The following is a 19,535-nucleotide window of genomic DNA, read 5'->3' as shown; positions in this document are numbered from 1 at the left end:
TCATGCCGAACAGGACGTTGCCGGTGGAGGTGTTCGAGAGAACGTAATCGGTCGTCTTGATCGAAACGGCGTTGGAACCGTCGCGGACGAAGGAGGAAACGACGCTCTTGGTGCCGGCTGCACCAGCCACCCAGTTTTCGCCGTTGAAGGAAGCCGATTGAGCGATGCTCAGGAGCTGCTGCTGCAGCTGACCGATTTCTTCCTGGACCTTGGCCTTGTCGACGCCGCTTTCGGTTGCGGCAACGAGCTTGGCCTTGATGTCGGTGACGACGTCGATGGCGCTGTCCATGGCGGTGTAGGCGGTGTCGACCTTGGCGGCGCCTACGCCGAGAGCGTCGGAGACGGCCGAGAGAGCCTTGTTATCAGAACGCATGGTCGTTGCGATCGACCAGTAGGCAGCGTTGTCGGAAGCCTTTTCGACGCGATAGCCCGACGAAACGTGGTTCTGCGTCTGGTTGAGGCCCTGGTTGACGCTACGCAGCGTCTGGAGAGCGGCCTGTGCGGAAGAATTGGTGTTAATGCTTGTCATAAGTCTGTCCCCTGGAAAACTAGATACAAAAAGGAGGACATACCGGACTATAGTACCGGCGATGACGGACCAGCTTCATGCTACTCGGCGCCTTTTTGTTTGGCCCAAACCCGTCATGTCCAGGGCAATTTCGCAGCCAATGCTTGCCAACTTCTTAAAAATACAGACCCCGGGCCGGCTCCTTGCGGGGCATAGTTAATGCCTTCTCACAAGGCTTAGTTAATGCCTGTTGAAGATAATTTTTGGCATCCGAATTCGAGCGGCAAAAGAGAACTTTACCGGCGAAAGGAGCGCTTTCCTGGGACAGTCGAGGCTTTCCGAACAAAGCAGGCGCTCATCGCGCCACCGGTTTCAAGCAAGCTTCGAATGACAGTATGGTAGATGCCGGGATAGCATCATCGGACTGACCCCCGTTTTTGGGAGGACGGTCCGTGCGCGCTTCGGCGATCGACAGCCATGCCAGAACATTTCCTTCACGGAGTTGGGTTTTGAACAGCAAAGTTTCGTTCTCTGCGGCATCCAAGGATTACCAAATGGGCCGCTACACACAGTCCTTGGCGACGCTCAATCAGCTGATGGATATCCAGCAGGACGCCAAGACCTATGCGCTGTTGGCCAAGAACCTCCTGCAGCTCGGCTTCAAGGCCGATGCCGCGAAAGCCTATGGCCTGGCCGGCAACTGTGAAGGACCGAATTCCTACGAATACCAGAAACAGGCTGCCAAACTGCATTACGAGACCGGCAACGAGGACGATGCTCTGCTGATCGCCATGCGAAACCTCGCCAAGGCGCAGGAAGACCCGGAGCTTGCCTTCATCATCACCGCGATCTATCTGAAGCGCCAGCAGCGGGATATCATCCGGCCGTTCAAAACGGTGCTGTCGCAAAGCCAAAATCCCGATCATATGCGCCTGGCGGCCTTGCTTCTCAGCGACGATCTGAACGACCCAACCAACCAGAGCCTCTCGCGCAACCTCTTTAAGCGGTTTCCCGGCAATCTCGCATTCCGCTTCCTGCATCTGGTTTTCGCCCGCGAATTCAATGAGTTCGAAGAGGCTAGCAAACATCAGGCGGTGATCAACGCTGCACTCGCAAAGGGCGATGTCGAGATCCTGCGCAAGGACAACCCGTTCTATCACCTGCACTGGTGCGGCAACGAGGACTTCAACCGGTATGCGACGATCGGCTTCGCACCCCTCAACCCGGAACGGGTGTCCTTCCGCCGCAGCCAGCCGCACAGCTGGTCGGACAAGATCCGGATCGGCTACATGTCATCGGACTTCTGGGATAGCCACGCGACGATGAAGCTCTTGCAGCGCATCCTTGAACTGCACGACAAGGACCGGTTCGATGTGACGCTCTTCTGCCATACGGGCCCGGAGTACCTCGAGCACAATACTACCGACCGCAGCCGCTGGGGCCGGATCGTCACCGTTCACGGCTTCTCCGATCAGGCCGTGCTGGAAGTGGTGCGCGAGCACAATATCGACATCATGGTCGACCTGAAGGGCCATACATCAGGCAGCCGCGCCACGGCCTTCAACCTGCCGCTGGCACCGGTGCATGTCGGCTGGCTCGGTTTTCCCGGCAGCACGGTCAATATCGACCTCGATTACGTCATCGGCGACCATTCGGTATTGCCCGAGGCGGCAAAGCCCTTCTATCACGAGAAATTCTGCCGGCTGCCGGAGAGCTACCAGCCGAACGACCCGATGCATCGTCCGAAGCCGCGTCCTGTCACCCGCGAGCAGCTCGGTCTGCCGGAAGATGCGTTCATCTTCGCGTCCTTCAACGGCAACCGCAAAATCACGCCGGAGACGATCGACAGCTGGTGCCGCATTCTCAAGCGCGCGCCGAACAGCGTGCTCTGGCTGATGGCGAATACGCCGCGTAACCAGGCAAACCTCTTGAAGCAGTTCCAGACGGCGGGCATTTCGCCCAAGCGGATCATCTTCTGCCCGCGCGCCCCTTACGAAGAACATATCGACCGCCAGCAGGCAGCCGACCTCGGCATCGATACCTTCCCCGTCAACGGCCATACGACCACCTCGGAGCAGCTCTGGGGCGGCCTGCCGGTCCTGACCGTCAAGGGCACGAACTTTGCTTCACGCGTCAGCGAGAGCCTGCTCAGGGCCATCGATCTGCCCGATCTCGTCGCAGCCGACCTGCAGGCCTATGAGGATATGGCTGTCGAACTGGCTGAGAATCCCGGGCGGATCGCCGAATACAAGGCGCATCTCAGGGAGAAGCGTTATATCGCGCCGCTCTTCGATGCCGAACGGTTCTGTGACCATCTGGAGAAGGCCTATGAAATCATGGCCGAGCGTGCCAAGCAGGGTCTTGCACCCGATCACATGGATATTCCGGCGCTGCCGCCGCGCACGGCACCGTTCGCGGCCGAGTGAGACTTTTCGACCACGACTGCGCCGCGCGTCTTTCAGAGGCGTAAAGGACGCTTGGCACCTTGAATTGCTGCATAATGAAAGAACCCGCCGGAGCAATCCGACGGGTTCTTTCATTGGCGAAAAATCCAAGCGGCAGCAGCCGGTCAGCTGAACGAGCGCACCAGGCTGCCGACGAGCAGGTTCCAGCCGTCGATCAGCACGAAGAAGAGAATCTTGAAAGGCAGCGAGATCGAGGTCGGCGGCAGCATCATCATGCCCATCGCCATGGTAATGGTCGCGACGATGAGGTCGATGACGAGGAACGGCAGCACGACGAGGAAGCCGATCTCGAAGCCGCGGCGAATCTCGGAAATCATGAACGCCGGGATCAGCACGCGGTAGTCGATCGGATCGGTCGTCTGGATATTTTGTCCGCGTTCGCGCGCCAGGTCGACGAAGAGCGCCAGATCCTTGTCGCGGGTATTGGCCGCCATGAAGGTGCGGAAGGGTTCGGCGATACGCTGGACCGCCTCGGTCTCGTTGATCTGATTGGCAAGCAGCGGCTGCACGCCGCTCTGCCAGGCCTGATCGAAGGTCGGCGACATGACGTAGAAGGTCATGAACAGCGACAGCGACAGGAGGATCATGTTGGAGGGCGTCGAGGAGAGGCCCATCCCTGAACGCAGGATCGAAAAAGCGATGATGAAGCGCGGAAAGCTCGTCACCATGATCAGGATGCCCGGCGCGACCGAAAGAATGGTCAGCAGGCCGAATGTGCGGATGATCCAGGCGGCGACGGAGCCATCGACCGGCACGTTCAACAAGTCAGTCGGCAGCTGCTGTGCCACCGCCAGTTCCGGTACCGCCATCATGGCGGCAAGGAAAACTATGAGACGAATCATTCGATGACAAATGTCCTGAACATGACCTTCGATACCCGCCCTTGCGAGCGAAGGTCAACACGTTCCTGTATGTCATCCTTGAGATATTGAAAGCCCCGCGGTCCCTCGATCTGCTGGAGGGAAACGGTCCTGATATAAGCGAGGATATCCTGGTGAATATCCTCGGAAACCTTGACATCCGGAGGGCCGTTGAACAGCAGCGCGACTTCGAGTCGCACCCAGTTTTCTGAAGGGTAGGCGAGGTTCGACGTGATCGGCTCGAGCTGGACGACGTTGTTGGCCTCGGTCGAGATGCGCGCCAGGCCTTCCTCGGCCTTCTTCTTCGCCTCCGCATCCTTGGCCTGCTCGACCTCCTTGGCCCCTTTGATGTTGGGCGCGACGATCGTGCCGACCGCCCAGCCGCCGCCGGCGCCGAGCAGGGTCAGGACGGCGATGCCGATGATCGTTATCAGCGAGCCGGATTTCTTCTGCGATTGACCTGCGCTTGCGTCTGGTTCTGCCATCGTCGTTCAGCCTCAAAGCGGCGAGAAAAGATCGACGGCCTGCTGGCCGCGCGGAGGCTGCTGCACTTCCATCAGACGGCCGCGGCCGCCATAGGAGATGCGGGCTTCGGCGATCTTGTCGTAGGAGATCTGGTTGTCGGCATTGACGTCCTGCGGGCGAACGATACCGGCGACGTTCAGGATGCGCAGTTCCTGGTTCAGGCGGACTTCCTGCGAGCCTGATATGACGAGGTTGCCGTTTTCGAGAATGCCGGTGACGACGGCGGCGACCAGAAGGGTGAGCTTGTCGGTGCGCTCGATCTTGCCCTTGCCGTCGGTGCTGGTGTCGGAGCCATAAGTCAGGTCGGTCTTCGACTCGGGCGTCCAGCCGAAGATCTGGGCGTTGACATCCCAGTTCATGCCACTCGAATTCGTGCGGCTGCGGTTGGTCTCGTTGTCGAAGGAGGCCTTGTCGTTGATCTGGATGTCGACGGTCAGGATGTCGCCGACGTTGAGCGCGCGTGCATCCTTGAAGAGGGCAGCCTGCGAATCACTCCACAGCGAATAGCCCTGCGCCACGGCGCGCGGCTGCTTCGGATAGAGCGCCATCTGCGGCGTCTGGCCGTAGGCGAGGCCGCTGCCGATCGGGCTCATGGCAGGCGCTCGGCCGATCTCGCTGACCGCCGTCGGAGACTGGCAACCTGCAAGGAGTGCGAGGGCGGCGATCGCGGCCGGGAAACGCATATTCATGAAGGATCCTTCGACGTATTGGGATCGGACGCACTGGCGATGACGCTGGCGATGACCGCGGCTTTCTCAGGGTCCATCTCGTTGAGGATGAGGCTCGACTGACGCGGGCCGAGCCGCATGATCACGGCGGAGGCCACCTCGATCTTCATATCCTGCAACTGGAGTGCGGCCGCATCCGGCTTCATCTTCCTGTAGATTTCAGTGAGGCCGGCTTCCGCCTGCTTCAGGAAATCGTCGCGCCGTTTCAGCCAGTCCTGGTATTCGGCCTTGCGCTTGTCCATTTCCGCCATGCGGGCGTCGATGTCGGCGCGAAGCTTTTCCAGCTCCTGCTTCTGCAGGAGATAACGCTGGTCGCGGGCAGGCTCTGCAATGTTGGTGCAGAACTGCTTGATCTCGTCTTGGGAGGTGATGTCGCCTGCCGGCGCATGTTCCTGCGCGAAGGCGCTGGGGATCGACAGAAGGACGAGGCCTGCGGCCGGCAGCGCCAGCCGGCGCAGCAATTGCAGAACCGTCATGTCAGGGTTGATGATATCAATCATTGCAGCACAAGCTCCGCCTGCAGGGCGCCTGCCGACTTGATGCCCTGGAGAATGGCGATGATGCCATCCGGTTTCACACCGATATTGTTGAGGCCGGCGACAAGGGTCCTGAGATCTGGCCCGTCGATGATGGCGACGCGCCCGCCAGTCTGCTCGGCCGCGATATCGGTCTGCGGCTGCACGGCAGTCCGGCCGCGCGAGAAGGGTTCGGGCTGGATGATCTGCGGCGTCTCGGTGACCTGGACAGTCAAGGTGCCGTAGCTGACGGCGACCGGCGAGACGCGGACGTCGGAGCCGATAACGATCGTTCCGGTGCGCTCGTTGATGACCACCTTGGCCGGCGTATCGGTTTCGACGATGAGGTTTTCGACGTCGGCCATCAGCCGGGTGAGATCGGCCGCGCGCGGCTTCTGGATCACGACTTCCTGCGAATCCTTGGCTTCGGCGACCGGGCCGCCGAAGCGCGCCGAGGCATAACCGTTGACGATGTCGGCGATACGGATCGCCGTCGAGAAGTCTGGGTTGCGCAATTGCAGGACGAGATTGACCGAGTCCTTGAAGCGGGACGGCAGTTCACGTTCGATGATCGCGCCGCCGGGCACGCGGCCTGCGGTGGTGACGCCTTCGGTTACGGTCGCCGCCTGGCCCTGCGCCTGGAAACCGGAGACGATGACAGCGCCCTGCGCGACGGCATAGATCTGGCCGTCGGCGCCGGAAAGCGAGGTCATGACGAGCGTGCCGCCGCGCAGCGACGTCGCGTCGCCGAGCGAGCTCACCGTCACGTCGATACGACTGCCGGGACTTGCGAAGGGCGGCAGGTTGGCGGTGACCATCACGGCCGCGGTATTCTTGGCGTTGGACTGGCCGCCCTGCGTCGAGATGCCGAGATTCTGCAGCATCGCACGCATCGACTGCTCGGTGAAGGGCGAGGCACGGAAGCCGTCGCCGGTTCCCTGCAGGCCGACGATGAGGCCATAACCGATCAGCTGGTTGTCGCGCCCGGCCTGAAGGGAGGCAATATCCTTGATGCGGGAGGTCAGCGCCCAGGCGGGCGCGACATCAGCCAAACTCATGGCGAGAACCGCGACAAGGGTGACGAAACGGAAGAACAATTTCATTTTGCCCTCACATGGACCGTGCCGTCCGCAAGCACCGTGCCGCTGACGATAACGCCGGAGTCCATATTGCGCGCGCGAACGACCTGCCCGATCGTGCCGTCTTCGAGCGGCGTGCCGGCGGCGGAGATCGTCATCGCGCCGAGCGATAAGACCAGGCGGATCGAAGAGCCGCGCGTCACCGTATAGGCCTCGCGCAGACCCGAAACCGAAATCGTGCGGCCCGGCAACAGCGTGCGCTTGGAAACCATGCCTTCGACCTGGGAAATGGATTTGGCATAGTCGCCGGCGAGGTTGGGGTTGGTGACCTCGACCTCCTGAAGCTGGCTCGACGACAATGTGTCGCCGGGGTAGATGATCGTCGTCGGGACGACGGCATAACCCATGCCGGCATCCACGTCCGCGGGCAGGAAAATGCCCGCGACTGCGATCGTGGCTGCTGCCACCCATCCTGAGATGTGTCCTGCCCGGCAAAACATCATGTTTTCGGCCCTTCCCTTTACTTCAGGTTCTTGCTGACGATGGAGGCCATTTCATCAGCGGTGGTGATCACCTTGGAATTCATTTCGTAAGCACGTTGGGCCGAGATCAGCTCGGTGATTTCCTTCACCGGGTCGACGTTCGAAGATTCCAGGTAACCCTGCTTCATGTAGGCGAAACCTTCCTCGTCAGGATTGCCGATGACGGCTTCGCCGGAGGCCGGCGTTTCCTGGAAGAGATTGTCGCCGAGCGGCTGGAGACCCGCCTCGTTGACGAAGTCGGCAAGGGTCAACTGGCCGAGTTCGGTCGCCTCCGTCGCTCCCGGCAGCTTGGCCGAGACCTGGCCGGAGCGGCTGATCGTCAGTTCGGTCGAGCCCGTCGGAATGGTGATGCCGGGAAGGACCTCGTAGCCGTCGATGGTGACGAGCTGGCCCTGGTCGTTCTTGTTGAAGGCGCCGGCGCGGCTGTAAAGCGTCGTACCGTCGGTCGACTGGATCTGGAAGAAGCCCTTGCCGATCAGCGCCACGTCGAGATCGTTGCCGGTCTGGGTCAGTTCGCCCTGGAGATGCAGGTTGCGGACCGCCGAGGTCTGGACGCCGAGGCCGATATTGGCACCTTCCGGAACGACGGCCTGGTTGGCGCGGTTGGCGACACCCTTGGCACGTTCGGTCTGGTAGAGAAGATCCGAGAATTCGGCGCGGGCGCGCTTGAAACCGGTCGTATTGATGTTCGCGATGTTGTTCGCGATGACTTCCAGATTGGTCTGCTGGGCATCCATGCCCGTTGCTGCGATGGCGAGCGCTCTCATGTGTTCGTCCTCAAATCAGTTACATCTGCATCTTGGTGACTTCGAGAAAGGCCGAGACGACCTTGTCGCGGATGGCAATCGCGGTCTGCAGCGTCTGCTCGGCCTGGAGCATGGAATCGACGACTTCACGCGTCGTCGCCGTGCCCTTGATACCGGCAAAGGACATGCTTTCCGCACCCTTCAGGCTATTGACCGCATCGCTCGCCATGTTGCCCATGACGGAGGCGAAGCTCATGCCGTTGGCCGCACCTGCGGCGCCCGGCATGGTGGCGGCAGATGACGAGGCGGAATTTTCGGTATCGACGGCGCCGAGCGCACGGGTCATCGAAAGGTTGCTGACATTCTGGACGCTGCTGATCATTATTATTGGCTCTTCAGGAGGTCGATCGTGGAGGAGATGAGATCGCGGGTCTGTTTGATGGTCTGCAGATTGGCGTCATACGAGCGGTTGGCTTCGCGCATGTCGGCCATCTCGACCAGGATATTGACGTTCGGCAGTTTGACGACGCCCTTCTGATCCGCAGCCGGATTGCTGGGGTCGAATTCAGTGCTGAAGTCGCCTTCGTCGACGCCGACCTTCTTGACGCCGACAGTCTCGACGCCGTTGCTGCGATCCATCTGCTGGCCGAAGGTAATCGTCTTGCGGCGATAGGGGTCAGCACCGGGCGTGTCGCCGGTCGAGCGGGCATTGGCGATGTTTTCCGAAACGATGCGCAGGCGCGTCGACTGCGCCTCGAGCCCGGAACCGGCGATTTTCATTGCTGCTGAAAGCGGATCCATGACTTTACCTCCTGACCGTCATCAACATCATGCGGTTGAAGGAACTGACTAGCGAGGTGTTCAGATCGTACTGGCGCTTGATATCGCCCGACTTGGAGAGCTCCTCGGCCAAACCGACCGTATTGCCGGATTCCTGGACACCGATTTCCTGGTCGAGCGCGGCGTCCTTGACGTCGATATCGCCGCTGTCGCTGAAATCGTTGCCGCTGAGATGCGCCGGATTGGTGCGCGCCATGTTGATATCGGAATTGTCGAGCACCGCATCAAAGGGCGTAACGTCCTTGGCGCGGAACTTCGGGGTATTGGCATTCGCGATGTTGCCGGCAACAACCTGCTGACGGATCGTCAGCCATTCCGCCTGCCGCGAAGCCAAGTCGAAAAGTTGGATCGGTTGCATGAGAACTCTCCGTTTTTACTGTCCCGAACCTAGTGCGGTAATCTTGCGTGGGACTTACGGGGAATTCAGGCTTCGGGGCAGTTTTCGGCCAAGGCCGCCGCGATGACGGCGCCGCGCGTCTTTCGGACATGCAAGAACGCTGTAACTCTTTGAATTGCTGCGTCATTCCCTAAATCGGAATTGATCGAAGGAATGACGGAATAAAAAACAGGGGCTCCGGCCGGTTCGCGGCGGAGCCCCAGTTGCCTTCGGCGTTTGCGGACAGGTTCAATTGTTCTGGTAGATCTCGCCCTTGGAGGTGACGATCACCCATTTGCCGTCGCGCTGCTCGAGTGTCGCAAGGCGGCTTTCATCGGGCAGGATCGAGCCGATGCGCACCACATACATGCCCGAGGGATCCTCGATCAGCGCCCGGCCGTTGGAAACATGCAGCAGGCGGAAGGAAGATTTGCCGGGGAAAGGCTGGTCTTCCTGTATGGCGCGGCCATCACGCTCCTTGCCGAGATCGGAGACCGTCGCCGTCGTCAGCGGATCAATCGGCGGGGCCTTCTTGTCCGCCTCGTTCTTGTTGACCATGGCAAGCGGCGAGACGCTGAAGACGTTGCGGGCCGGCCAATCCGGCAGTTCACGCGAATTCTCGCTGGCGGCGACATTGATGCCGAATTTGTCCGCGTTGAAGAAGACGTACCAGGGAAAGAAGGCGGAGGCGCCGGCAAGCGCCAGGCCGGAGAAGGTCAGAAACCGATCCAGGATGGCGGCCTTCCTGCGCTGTTTCAGGGAAGCGATACGTTCGTCGTCGAAATCAGCCACGTCTAGCCTCTCCTCTGAATAGGGGCGCCCTGATTGCCCATGCCGGCTGCAGCCTTGAGCGCGCCGGCGAGATCGGCGAAAGCGTCGAGCGAGTCGCGATCGCCCGGAGACTGCTTCAGGACGTCGTAAATGATCGGCACCTGCTTGATCGCCATGTCGAGATCGGGATCAGCCCCCTGACGGTAACCGCCGATCATGCGCAGGTCGCGCGTCTCTTCGAAACGATGGATCAGCACCTTCAGCCGCGATACCAGCTTTTCCTGATCCGGTGTCCAGGCCTTGCGGGCAAGACGCGAGATCGAGGCGAGCGGATCGATCGGGGGATACCGCCCTTCTTCGGCGAGACTGCGCTGCAGGACGATATGTCCGTCGAGAATGCCGCGGGTCGAATCGGCGATCGGGTCATTGTGATTGTCGCCGTCGACGAGGATCGAGATGATCGCCGTGATGGTGCCGGCGCCCTCGGGACCGGGACCGGCGCGTTCCAGGAGGCGCGGCAGCTCGGTGAAAACGGAGGCGGGATAACCGCGCGCGATCGGCGGCTCGCCGGAGGCGGTCGCCACCTCGCGGATCGCATGGGCGAAACGCGTGACGCTATCGACGATGAAGAGGACGTTCTCGCCCTTGTCGCGGAAATGCTCGGCGATAGTGATCGCCGTCAGCGGTGCCATCTTGCGCAGCATCGGGCTTTCGTCGCTGGTGGCGACGACCGCGATCGCCTTCTTCATATTGCTGCCGAGCGTATCCTCGATGAATTCGCGCACTTCGCGGCCGCGTTCGCCGACGAGCGCAATGACAACCTTGTCGAAGGCATCGGCGCGGGCGAGCATGGACAGAAGCGTCGACTTGCCGACGCCGGAACCGGCGAAGATGCCGAGGCGCTGGCCGAGGCAGAGCGGCGAAAAGATGTCGATCGCGCGCACGCCGGTCTTGAAGCCGGTCTCGACACGCTTGCGGGTCATCGATGGCGGCGCGGTATTGGAGATCGAGCGGCGATCGAGGCCTTCGGTGATCGGACCCAGCCCGTCGATCGGCTCGCAGAGCGAGTTGACGGTGCGCCCGCACCAGCTGTCCGTCGGTGAAATGCGGAAGGCGCCCTTGCGGATGACGGTATCATGGATACCGATCGGTTCGCCGGGTTCGATCGGGCAGACATAGATCAGTTCCGGCTCGACGCGCACGACCTCGCCGAGATGGATGCCGGTGGCCGATTTATGGGCCACGAACTCGCCGAGACGAACATGGCGGGAGAGACCGTGAACCGTGTAGTGGCCGGCAGCGATGGTCTGCACGCGGCCGCCATGGGCAACCGCGAACTCCGGCGATGCGTATCGGTCGACGAGGTCCGCCAGATGCGCCAGCTTCGGAGAAAGACCGTCCACTGATAGTAGCGTGGTGCTCATGCTTCAAATCCCGCCCTAAAATACGTCGCGTGCAGCTTGCTGCATGCGACGTATTTTGGATCTTTGTTCTTCATATCGTTCTCCCAAAACCGCCGGACACTTTTGGGCGACATGCATTAGCGGCTGCCCCCAAGCGTCTGGACGGCTTCCTTGAAAGAATCCTCGCTGTCGCGCATCAGCGACGAGACGCTTTCGAAGGCGCGGTTGACTTCGATCAGCTGGGTGATCTCGCGCATGGCGTTGACGTTGGAGTTTTCGAGATAACCCTGCTCGACACCGACATTGAAGCGGTCGACGACGGCGCGCGGCTGGTCGGTGGTCATGATGCCGCTGTTTTCGTAGCGCAGGTAACCCTTGCTGACATCGGCCTCGAACAGGCCGAGCGAGCCGATCTGGCGGCCGCCCTGATAGATGATGCCGTCAGTGCCGACGGCCGGCTCGCCGCCCGTCGTATTGAGCTGGATCGGCGCGCCGCCGGCGTCAAGAACCGGGTATCCGCGGATCGAGACGAGTTCGCCGGTATCCTTGATCGTAAAGCGGCCGTCCCGTGTCAGAACCCGGCCGGCCGGCGTGTCGAGCGCAAACCAGGCATCACCCTTGACGGCGAAATCGAGCATGTTGCCGGTGTGCTGCAACTCGCCATTTCCCTCGTTCAGGTAGTCGTTGCCCTGGGAAACGAAGGCGACCTTGGTGTTCAGCTTGTTCTTGGTGGCTGCCACCATCTCGTCGAACTTCACCTCGGTGGCGCGAAAACCGGTCGTGTTCACGTTCGCCATGTTGTCTGCGATAGTGGTCAGGCGCTTTTCGAGGGCCATCTGCGACGACAGAGAAACATAAAGACCGGATTGCATGTCGGTAAGCTCCAAGCATTGGCGATGAACGGAACGAAAAGCCGGGCCTCGTCTTATGTGGTTCGGCCGGGATTTCGCTGAGGCGGCATCTCAGAAACGGGCGCGGACACCCATTCGTCCCCTTTAGACTGACGGCAGATGCTTGCGCGAAGCTGGCACGCGGAAATGCCTCGCGAGCGGGCCTTTCATCAGCCTCACGCAAGGCAGAAACCCTATCGGTCTCAATGAAAAGCAACGTTCAGATTGGGCTGACGATGAACATCATTATCGGATTTATAGTGACTTGCGGCTGTGTCATCGGCAGCTTCATGGCGATGGGCGGCGACGTGAACGCTCTGTTCCAGCCCTTCGAATTCGTCATCATCGGTGGCGCCGGTCTCGGCAGCTTCATCATGGCGAACCCGATGAAGGTCGTGAAGGATTCCGGCAAGGCGCTTGGCGAAGCCTTCAAGCATGCCGTGCCGAAGGAACGTAACTATCTCGATACGCTCGGCGTGCTCTATTCGCTGATGCGTGACCTGCGCACCAAGTCGCGAAACGAAATCGAAGCCCATATCGACAATCCGGCCGAATCGACGATCTTTCAATCGGCTCCGACTGTCCTGAAGAACAAGGAACTGACGGCGTTCATCTGCGACTACGTGCGCCTGATCATCATCGGCAACGCCCGCAGCCACGAGATCGAGGCGCTGATGGATGAAGAGCTCAACACCATCATGCACGACAAGATGAAGCCCTACCACGCGATCCAGATCATGGGCGATTCCTTCCCGGCGATCGGTATCGTCGCGGCCGTTCTCGGCGTCATCAAGGCGATGGCCCACATCAACGATTCGCCCGAAGTGCTCGGTCACCTGATCGGCTCGGCGCTCGTCGGCACCTTCCTCGGCATTCTCTTGTCCTACTGCGTCTGCTCGCCGCTGGTCTCCCAGATCAAGGTCGTGCGCAACAAGCAGCACCGCCTCTACGTCATCGTCAAGCAGACGCTGCTTGCCTATATGAACGGCTCGGTACCGCAGGTCGCTCTCGAATACGGTCGCAAGACGATCTCGGCTTACGAGCGTCCGTCCATCGATGCGGTCGAGCAGGAAATGATGAACCCAGGTGGCGAAAACAAGGCGGCTTAAATGACTATGAGCAATGCTTCGCATGACAAACCGGCAATGGATCCTTCCCTTCTCGCCAAGCTGACAGGCGGGCTTGGCGACAGAGGCAGGGTCGCCAAGATCTGCAGCTCCTTCGGGGAAATCTACAGCGAATTCTTTCCCGACGTCATCAAAAGCGAGACCGGTCTCGACGTGACGGTCAACTATCTCGGCTGCGAGATTGGCTATAAGAACCACCTCATCGAAGACCTGAGCGCGAACGTCACACTCGTCGACGCGACGCTGCGCAACTGGTCGCAGAACATTACGCTTGCTTGCGGCAACGGCTTCGTCATCACGCTGATGGAGCATCTGCTCGGCGCCACAGCCGATACGATCGAGGAACCGGCCGACCGGCTGCTGTCGATCATCGAGCTCGATCTGGCGGTCATGGTCTTCGACAAGATCGCCAAGGTGCTGCGATCGGCTGTCAACGCGCCGGGCGGTTTCGAACCGAGCCTTTCGGCTCCGTACGCCCATGACATGCGCGCCCGGCCGCAGGAGGATCGTCCGGATGAATTCGCGGCCGCCATCAACATGTCGATCACGCTTGCCGGCATCGTTTCGGAATTTTCGTTGATCGTTCCGCAGACGGCACTGCTCAAGACCAAGGTGACGCCGCCGAAGCCGAAACGCCAGGCCAGCAGCAACTCAGCAGAATGGACCGAACAGCTCGGCGACCAGGTCCGCCGCTCACATGTCACGCTCGAGGCCAAGATCAGGCTGCAGGACCTGACGCTGCGCACGATATCGAAGCTGATGGTCGGCGACGTCATTCCGTTCCGCGACCACGGCGACGTGCGTGTCGAGGTCAGCGCCAACAGCAAGGAATTGTATGTGTGCGAGTTCGGGCGTTCAGGCGAAAACTACATGGTCCGCGTCAAGGATACGATGAACTCGGATGACGAGCTCATCCGTCATTTAATGAATTAATCGGTTCTCTGGCTTTTGGGCTGCAAAGGCAGTTTGAGGCAAGTTTCAACTGGAATAGTGATTTTATGGCTACGAAGAAAACACAGCAGAACAGCGACCTCTCCCTGGATCTTCCGGGCAGCGAAGCCGATCTCGACCAGGCGATCGACGATCTGCGCGGCGTGCTGAAGCAGGATGCCGATGGCGACCTATCGCAGTTTGGCGGCGACCTGCAGAGCGATCCGTTCGCAGCAGGAACGGACCTGGCGGCCTTTGGCGGCGAGACTTCGGAAACCCCGTTCGGCGGCGATGATTTCGGCGGCGACTTCGGCAGCGGCGATGCCAGCCCGGCAGCCGGCATGGATTTCGGCAGCAGCCCCTCCTTCGAGGCGTCGCCGGCCCCGCTCGGCAGCGCTTTGAATTCCAACTTCGACCTGATCATGGACATCCCGATCGACGTCCAGATTATGCTCGGCACCAGCCGCATGCAGGTCTCCGGCCTGATGAACCTCAATGAAGGGGCGACGATCGCCCTCGACAAGAAGATCGGTGAACCGGTCGAGATCATGGTGAATGGCCGCAGGATTGCCCGCGGTGAAATTACGGTGCTTGATAACGACGACACGCGATTCGGTGTGAAACTGATTGAAGTTTTGAGTACGAAAAAAGCCTGATCCCTGTGTGGGACGGAGAGGTTAGACCATGATGGACTTTGACGATTTCGGCGGCGCACTAGCCGGGAAACCGTTGACCCAGGCTGAAAAGGCGGCGGCTGTTCTTCTCGCTATGGGAAAGGGCGTCGCCGGCCGGCTGTTGAAATATTTCACCCAGGCCGAACTGCAGACCATTATCTCATCCGCCCAGTCGCTGCGCGCTATTCCGCCGGACGAGCTGCTGTTGCTCGTCTCCGAGTTCGAAGACCTCTTCACTGAGGGCGCCGGGCTGATGGACAACGCCAAGGCGATCGAGGCCATTCTTGAAGAAGGCCTGACGCCCGACGAGGTCGACAGCCTGCTCGGCCGCCGCACCGCATTCCAGGCCTACGAAACCTCGATCTGGGATCGCCTCAGCGAGGCGGAGCCGACATTCGTGGCACAGTTCCTGCTGCGCGAACATCCGCAGACCGTCGCCTATATTCTTTCGATGATGCCCTCCGCCTTCGGCGCCAAGGTGCTGCTGCAGCTTCCCGACAACCGCCGCGCCGACATCATGAACAGAACGGTCAACATGAAGGCGGTCAGCCCGAAGGCTGCGCAGATCATCGAAAACCAGGTCATGACGCTGCTTGCCGAGGTCGAGGCAGAGCGCAATGCAGCCGGCTCGACGAAGGTCGCCGATCTCATGAACGAGCTCGACAAGCCGCAGGTCGACACGCTGCTCAGCTCGCTCGAATCGATCAGCCGCGAGTCGGTCAACAAGGTTCGCCCGAAGATCTTCCTGTTCGAGGACCTCATGTACATGCCGCAGCGCAGCCGCGTCATGCTGCTCAACGACATCTCGGCGGACGTGCTCACCGTCGCGCTGCGCGGGTCGCCGCCCGAGATCCGCGAATCGGTTCTCTCTGCCATCAGCCCACGCCAGCGCCGCATGATCGAATCGGATCTGCAGAGCGGCATGGGCGGCGTCAATCCGCGCGAGATCGCGATTGCCCGCCGCGCCGTGGCGCAGGAAGCGATTCGGCTGGCCAATTCCGGCCAGATCGAGCTCAAGGAAAAGGAAGGCAACGCTTCGGCGGCCGCCTAACACGTCGAGACTGTTGACAAATCCGGTATGCCGAAAGGCGGCTGTTGATCGCCGTGCCACAGACGACTACCCTTCCAGCAATAGACCGTGCTCTAAAGCGCGTCGCATAGAACTCGGTTCTTGCGACGCGCTTTAGGTCTTTGTCCTGATGCACGTCGTCATCCCAAAAGCGCTGCACGTTTTTGGCCGACATGCATTGGCTGCGGCCTGTTTCTTTGACGGAGGGCCGCGACTTGGCAGACGATGACAAGGACAGCAAAACAGAAGCCCCAACCGCGAAAAAGCAAAGCGATGCCGCGGAAAAGGGCAACGTGCCGTCTTCGCGGGAACTGTCGATCTTTGCGACCATCCTCGCCACCTTCATCTATCTGGTGTTCTTCCTTCCAGAAAGTGTCGGGCGCATGACTGAAATGCTGCGCGACATCTTCGAGCAGCCCGACCAGTGGAAGATCGAGACGGGACCGGATGTCCTGGCGTTGTTCGTCCGGATCGGCTGGGCAAGTGCGGCGCTGGTGGCGCCCGCCTTCATCCTGTTCATGGTGTTCGGCGTCGCCTCCTCCGTCTTTCAGAACCTGCCGACGCCCGTGCTTGAGCGCATCCGCCCGCAGGCCTCGCGTATCTCGCCGATCAAAGGCTGGTCACGGCTCTTCAGCCTGCCCGGCCTGGTCGAATTCGGAAAGTCGCTGTTCAAGGTGGTCGTCGTCGGGGTGATCCTGTTCTTCGTGCTCAGGAGCGAATATTTCGGTTCGATCGACGCGATGTTCTCCGATCCGCAGACGATCCTGGTGCGGATTATGGCGGCGATGCGCAAGATCATCATCGTCATGCTGATCGCCACCGCGATCGTGGCGATCGCCGATCTTTTCTGGACGCGCCATCACTGGTTCACCGAGTTGAAAATGACGCGGCACGAAGTGAAGGAAGAAAACAAGCAGGCGCAGGGCGATCCCTTGGTCAAGAGCCGACAGCGCTCGCTGATGCGCGACCGGGCGCGCCGGCGCATGATCGCCAACGTGGACCGCGCGACGCTGGTGATTGCAAACCCGACGCACTATGCGGTGGCGCTGCGTTACGCGCGCGAAGAGAACGACGCGCCGGTGGTGCTGGCCAAGGGTCAGGACCTGATTGCGCTCAAAATAAGGGAGATCGCCGAGAAGAACGGCATACCGGTGTTCGAAGATCCGCCACTTGCGCGCTCCATGTTTGCGCAAGTCTCGATCGATAGTGTCATCCCGTCAGTCTTCTATAAGGCGGTAGCGGAGCTCATCCACCGGGTCTACGCTGCGGACGCCAAGAACAAACGGGTAAGATAAGCCGAATGAAAAAATGCCCCCACTCTACCCAGCGTGAAAAGATCCTCGCAGACGCGATCAGCCCGGTCGCTACTGAACTGCGCCTTCTGGATGCTTCTGACCTTATTTCACTGCTGCGCTTCGAGTATTACGGCAATCTTTCCGATCTCGTCGCTTCGGCGGCGGAGCTTTTCTTTCATCCGGGCACGGTGAATTTCGGCCTGGGCGGCAACTATACTCTGGAGTGGGGCGGCAAACCCGAAGTCGTTCTCGATCTGGAAATCAAGCCGCGCGGCGTCACCGTCTACGCGCAGCTCACGCTTGCCGAAGATCACGCCGGCATCGAGATCAGCCATATCGCTTTCCAGGAGCCCTCGGCCGATCCTGACGAGAATACCATCTTCCTCAAAAAGAGCCTTCGGGAAGCGCGTTACAGCGTCAACCAGCCGCCGCAGGCGCTGGCCGGCTGATTTCTTTCAGGACAACCGAGCCTTCATTCGCCTTGGACAACAATTCAAAAGCGTTATAGCGGACAACGGACGGCGCGCGAGTTCAGCTGATATAACCAAGCCGGATCGCCTTGGCGATCGCCTGGATACGATTGACGGAATCGAGCTTGATGGTCGCCGAGCCAAGATAGGCGTTCACGGTGTGCACGGACAGGCCGAGCTTGTCGGCAATCTCTTCGCTGATGCGGCCATCGCCGGCAAGCTGCAGACAGGCGATCTCGCGTTCGCTGAGCGCCTCGGCGGCAGCCGTGCGGCGTTCGTCGAGCGAGAGCAGGTCCATCATGATGTGGCAGCAGCGACCGTGCAGCTCGACGATGGTATCGCTCGAAGGATCGATCTCATCGCCGGTGAAAAGGATGAAACCATTGCCGACGGCGCCGAGCCGCACCGGAAAGGCAAGTCCGGAGAAGGGCAGAATACCGTCCTGCAGTCGCGTCATGAACGCCGAGAAGTCTGCCGGACCGGGTGCCGCACGGTCGTAACCGCCGGCCCATGAGAGCGGCAGCAGCGACTTGTCGATATGATCGAGAAGAATATCGCCGTAGGCATCCGTGAAGGCCTTGCCGAAACCGGCATTGGAAGACCCCCAGTTCTCGAGCTCGCAGACAAGCCTCTGCTTTGCCGGAAGGCCCGAGCCGCTGACGCGGAAGATCGCGAAGCCTTGCGCATCGGCGAGCTTCTGCATCGCGATCAGCCGCGGAAAAAGGTCGGACCGGCTGGAAATCCTGTTCACACGCACCGTGCGCAGCTGCTCGGCGCTGCTCATCGTCCTGCCTGCTGGATAGCCCATGGATCCCCCTATACGAGATTATTGCGGACGGCGAAGGCAATGGCCTCGGACCGGGTCTTGGTCGCCGTCTTGCGCATCACGCTGGTGATGTAGTTGTTGATGGTATTGCGGGAGATTCCGAGGATCATCGCGATCTCGTCGCTGGTCTTGCCTTCGGCGATCCAGAACAGGCATTCCAGCTCGCGGTCGGTCAATTCGAAATCGCGATCGACCTTCGTACCACCGCAGCGCAGGAAGCTCGCGACATAGCCTGCAAGCAGGCCTACGTCCCGCAGGCGCTCGGGCGAAAGGATGAACCCCTCGCCGAACAGGAACATCAAGGCCAGCCGCGACCGGCCGACATTGAAGGTCACCGAACAATATTGGCGGCTGGCGCCATCCGGAATCTCGGCAACGTCAGGCAGAAGAGCAAAATTCGGCTGGAAGACCTGCATGCATTTTTCCAGCTCTGTCGACCGGGCATAGCCGCGGACCAGATCATTGGCGATGTCCCTGACCAGATCGAAAGGCCAGTCCGACGAAACGATGAAATCGAGGCCACTTTCCTGAAGGAGATCGCAGCGCGCCAGAAGGTAGTGCGAAGCACCCACGTAGTCCGTCAGAGCGCGCAGACCAGACTGCAACCTGCCGGTGCTGGCAACGCCGTGGAGGCGCTGGAGCAGCTCATCGCGCGGCAGCAGATCCGGCACCACCGCACTCGCGAAATTCGCCATATGCCTCTCGCCTTTGCTCGCCTGAATTACATTCATATCCATTGGCAATGTCCTGCGGCTGAGAAACGATCGAACTCGGTGCAACAGCAATTTTTCTGTAAAGGATTCAGGTCAAGTCCCGCTCGAATCCCATTTCGAATCACCCAAGGGTAAGCCAGCCGATGCAAATCACCATCTCCGACTTCTAGGGATTTACTTTCG

General features: G+C 60.4%; 22 protein-coding genes and 1 pseudogene. 7 read left to right on the top strand and 16 right to left on the bottom strand.

From position 1 onward, the window contains the following. Positions 1 to 529: pseudogene (locus tag FY112_RS32355) on the bottom strand (flagellin); the annotation flags it as partial. 431 nt (positions 530 to 960) lie between these two features. Here FY112_RS32355 and FY112_RS32350 point away from each other — a divergent pair. Then, positions 961 to 2,934 (top strand): glycosyl transferase, encoded by a 1,974-nt coding sequence (locus FY112_RS32350; RefSeq protein WP_181018316.1) that lies wholly within the window; start codon positions 961 to 963, stop codon positions 2,932 to 2,934. Positions 2,935 to 3,077: 143 nt separating this feature from the next. On the opposite strand, the gene fliP is transcribed toward FY112_RS32350, so the two are convergent. The 13 genes from fliP to flgF form a co-directional block, all read right to left on the bottom strand. After that, positions 3,078 to 3,815, bottom strand: coding sequence for a flagellar type III secretion system pore protein FliP (fliP, locus tag FY112_RS32345; RefSeq protein WP_017958995.1), 738 nt, complete (start codon positions 3,813 to 3,815; stop codon positions 3,078 to 3,080). After that, complete coding sequence (locus FY112_RS32340) at positions 3,812 to 4,318, bottom strand: flagellar basal body-associated FliL family protein (RefSeq protein ID WP_151520218.1); 507 nt, start codon at positions 4,316 to 4,318, stop codon at positions 3,812 to 3,814. The genes fliP and FY112_RS32340 overlap by 4 nt, the downstream gene beginning before the upstream one ends. A 12-nt stretch (positions 4,319 to 4,330) precedes the next feature. Further along, a complete protein-coding gene (gene flgH / locus FY112_RS32335) occupies positions 4,331 to 5,047 on the bottom strand; it encodes a flagellar basal body L-ring protein FlgH (RefSeq protein WP_011650477.1) in 717 nt (238 codons plus the stop codon). Then, entirely contained in the window at positions 5,044 to 5,586 is a 543-nt protein-coding gene (locus tag FY112_RS32330) for a MotE family protein (protein ID WP_012756064.1), read from the bottom strand. The genes flgH and FY112_RS32330 overlap by 4 nt, the downstream gene beginning before the upstream one ends. Beyond that, positions 5,583 to 6,704, bottom strand: a complete 1,122-nt coding sequence (locus tag FY112_RS32325) for a flagellar basal body P-ring protein FlgI (RefSeq protein ID WP_003545536.1) — start codon at positions 6,702 to 6,704, stop codon at positions 5,583 to 5,585. Before FY112_RS32325 ends, FY112_RS32330 begins: the two co-directional genes overlap by 4 nt. Continuing rightward, complete coding sequence (flgA, locus tag FY112_RS32320) at positions 6,701 to 7,183, bottom strand: flagellar basal body P-ring formation chaperone FlgA (protein WP_003545535.1); 483 nt, start codon at positions 7,181 to 7,183, stop codon at positions 6,701 to 6,703. Before flgA ends, FY112_RS32325 begins: the two co-directional genes overlap by 4 nt. A 17-nt stretch (positions 7,184 to 7,200) precedes the next feature. Next, positions 7,201 to 7,989: a flagellar basal-body rod protein FlgG gene (gene flgG, locus FY112_RS32315; protein ID WP_003545534.1), complete on the bottom strand. Its 789-nt coding sequence runs from the start codon at positions 7,987 to 7,989 to the stop codon at positions 7,201 to 7,203. Positions 7,990 to 8,008: 19 nt separating this feature from the next. Then, positions 8,009 to 8,350: a flagellar hook-basal body complex protein FliE gene (locus FY112_RS32310; protein WP_028743724.1), complete on the bottom strand. Its 342-nt coding sequence runs from the start codon at positions 8,348 to 8,350 to the stop codon at positions 8,009 to 8,011. A 2-nt stretch (positions 8,351 to 8,352) separates the two neighbouring features. After that, entirely contained in the window at positions 8,353 to 8,769 is a 417-nt protein-coding gene (gene flgC, locus FY112_RS32305; protein ID WP_003545531.1) for a flagellar basal body rod protein FlgC, read from the bottom strand. Between the two features lie 4 nt (positions 8,770 to 8,773). After that, positions 8,774 to 9,166, bottom strand: coding sequence for a flagellar basal body rod protein FlgB (gene flgB / locus FY112_RS32300; RefSeq protein WP_017958990.1), 393 nt, complete (start codon positions 9,164 to 9,166; stop codon positions 8,774 to 8,776). Between the two features lie 267 nt (positions 9,167 to 9,433). After that, entirely contained in the window at positions 9,434 to 9,976 is a 543-nt protein-coding gene (locus FY112_RS32295; RefSeq protein ID WP_020048479.1) for a hypothetical protein, read from the bottom strand. Between the two features lie 2 nt (positions 9,977 to 9,978). Further along, the gene (fliI, locus tag FY112_RS32290; RefSeq protein ID WP_151520217.1) at positions 9,979 to 11,379 is read right to left on the bottom strand and encodes a flagellar protein export ATPase FliI; all 1,401 of its coding nucleotides are present in this window, start codon (positions 11,377 to 11,379) and stop codon (positions 9,979 to 9,981) included. A gap of 116 nt (positions 11,380 to 11,495) precedes the next feature. Then, on the bottom strand, positions 11,496 to 12,230 hold the full coding sequence (gene flgF, locus FY112_RS32285) for a flagellar basal-body rod protein FlgF (protein ID WP_017958987.1): 735 nt from the start codon (positions 12,228 to 12,230) through the stop codon (positions 11,496 to 11,498). A 254-nt stretch (positions 12,231 to 12,484) separates the two neighbouring features. Here flgF and motA point away from each other — a divergent pair, with 254 nt between their 5' ends. The 6 genes from motA (at position 12,485) to FY112_RS32250 (ending at position 17,792) form a co-directional block, all read left to right on the top strand. Beyond that, positions 12,485 to 13,357 (top strand): flagellar motor stator protein MotA, encoded by an 873-nt coding sequence (motA, locus tag FY112_RS32280; protein ID WP_011650470.1) that lies wholly within the window; start codon positions 12,485 to 12,487, stop codon positions 13,355 to 13,357. After that, the gene (locus FY112_RS32275; RefSeq protein WP_151520216.1) at positions 13,358 to 14,308 is read left to right on the top strand and encodes a FliM/FliN family flagellar motor switch protein; all 951 of its coding nucleotides are present in this window, start codon (positions 13,358 to 13,360) and stop codon (positions 14,306 to 14,308) included. Between the two features lie 65 nt (positions 14,309 to 14,373). Next, the gene (fliN, locus tag FY112_RS32270) at positions 14,374 to 14,961 is read left to right on the top strand and encodes a flagellar motor switch protein FliN (RefSeq protein WP_151520215.1); all 588 of its coding nucleotides are present in this window, start codon (positions 14,374 to 14,376) and stop codon (positions 14,959 to 14,961) included. A gap of 28 nt (positions 14,962 to 14,989) precedes the next feature. Beyond that, a complete protein-coding gene (gene fliG, locus FY112_RS32265; RefSeq protein WP_017958984.1) occupies positions 14,990 to 16,030 on the top strand; it encodes a flagellar motor switch protein FliG in 1,041 nt (346 codons plus the stop codon). A gap of 233 nt (positions 16,031 to 16,263) precedes the next feature. Further along, positions 16,264 to 17,343 (top strand): flagellar biosynthesis protein FlhB, encoded by a 1,080-nt coding sequence (flhB, locus tag FY112_RS32255; RefSeq protein WP_065282643.1) that lies wholly within the window; start codon positions 16,264 to 16,266, stop codon positions 17,341 to 17,343. A gap of 5 nt (positions 17,344 to 17,348) precedes the next feature. Next, a complete protein-coding gene (locus FY112_RS32250; RefSeq protein ID WP_017958982.1) occupies positions 17,349 to 17,792 on the top strand; it encodes a hypothetical protein in 444 nt (147 codons plus the stop codon). An 82-nt stretch (positions 17,793 to 17,874) separates the two neighbouring features. On the opposite strand, the gene FY112_RS32245 is transcribed toward FY112_RS32250, so the two are convergent. After that, positions 17,875 to 18,621: a helix-turn-helix transcriptional regulator gene (locus FY112_RS32245; protein WP_151520213.1), complete on the bottom strand. Its 747-nt coding sequence runs from the start codon at positions 18,619 to 18,621 to the stop codon at positions 17,875 to 17,877. Between the two features lie 8 nt (positions 18,622 to 18,629). Next, a complete protein-coding gene (locus FY112_RS32240; protein WP_151520212.1) occupies positions 18,630 to 19,376 on the bottom strand; it encodes a helix-turn-helix transcriptional regulator in 747 nt (248 codons plus the stop codon). Positions 19,377 to 19,535: the final 159 nt, after the last annotated feature.

It is taken from the genome of Rhizobium sp. PEPV16 (assembly GCF_008919455.1).
Classification (GTDB): Bacteria; Pseudomonadota; Alphaproteobacteria; order Rhizobiales; family Rhizobiaceae; genus Rhizobium; species Rhizobium leguminosarum_Q.
The sequence above is the reverse complement of the archived record's forward strand: the minus strand, read 5'-3'. Positions and strand labels throughout refer to the sequence as shown.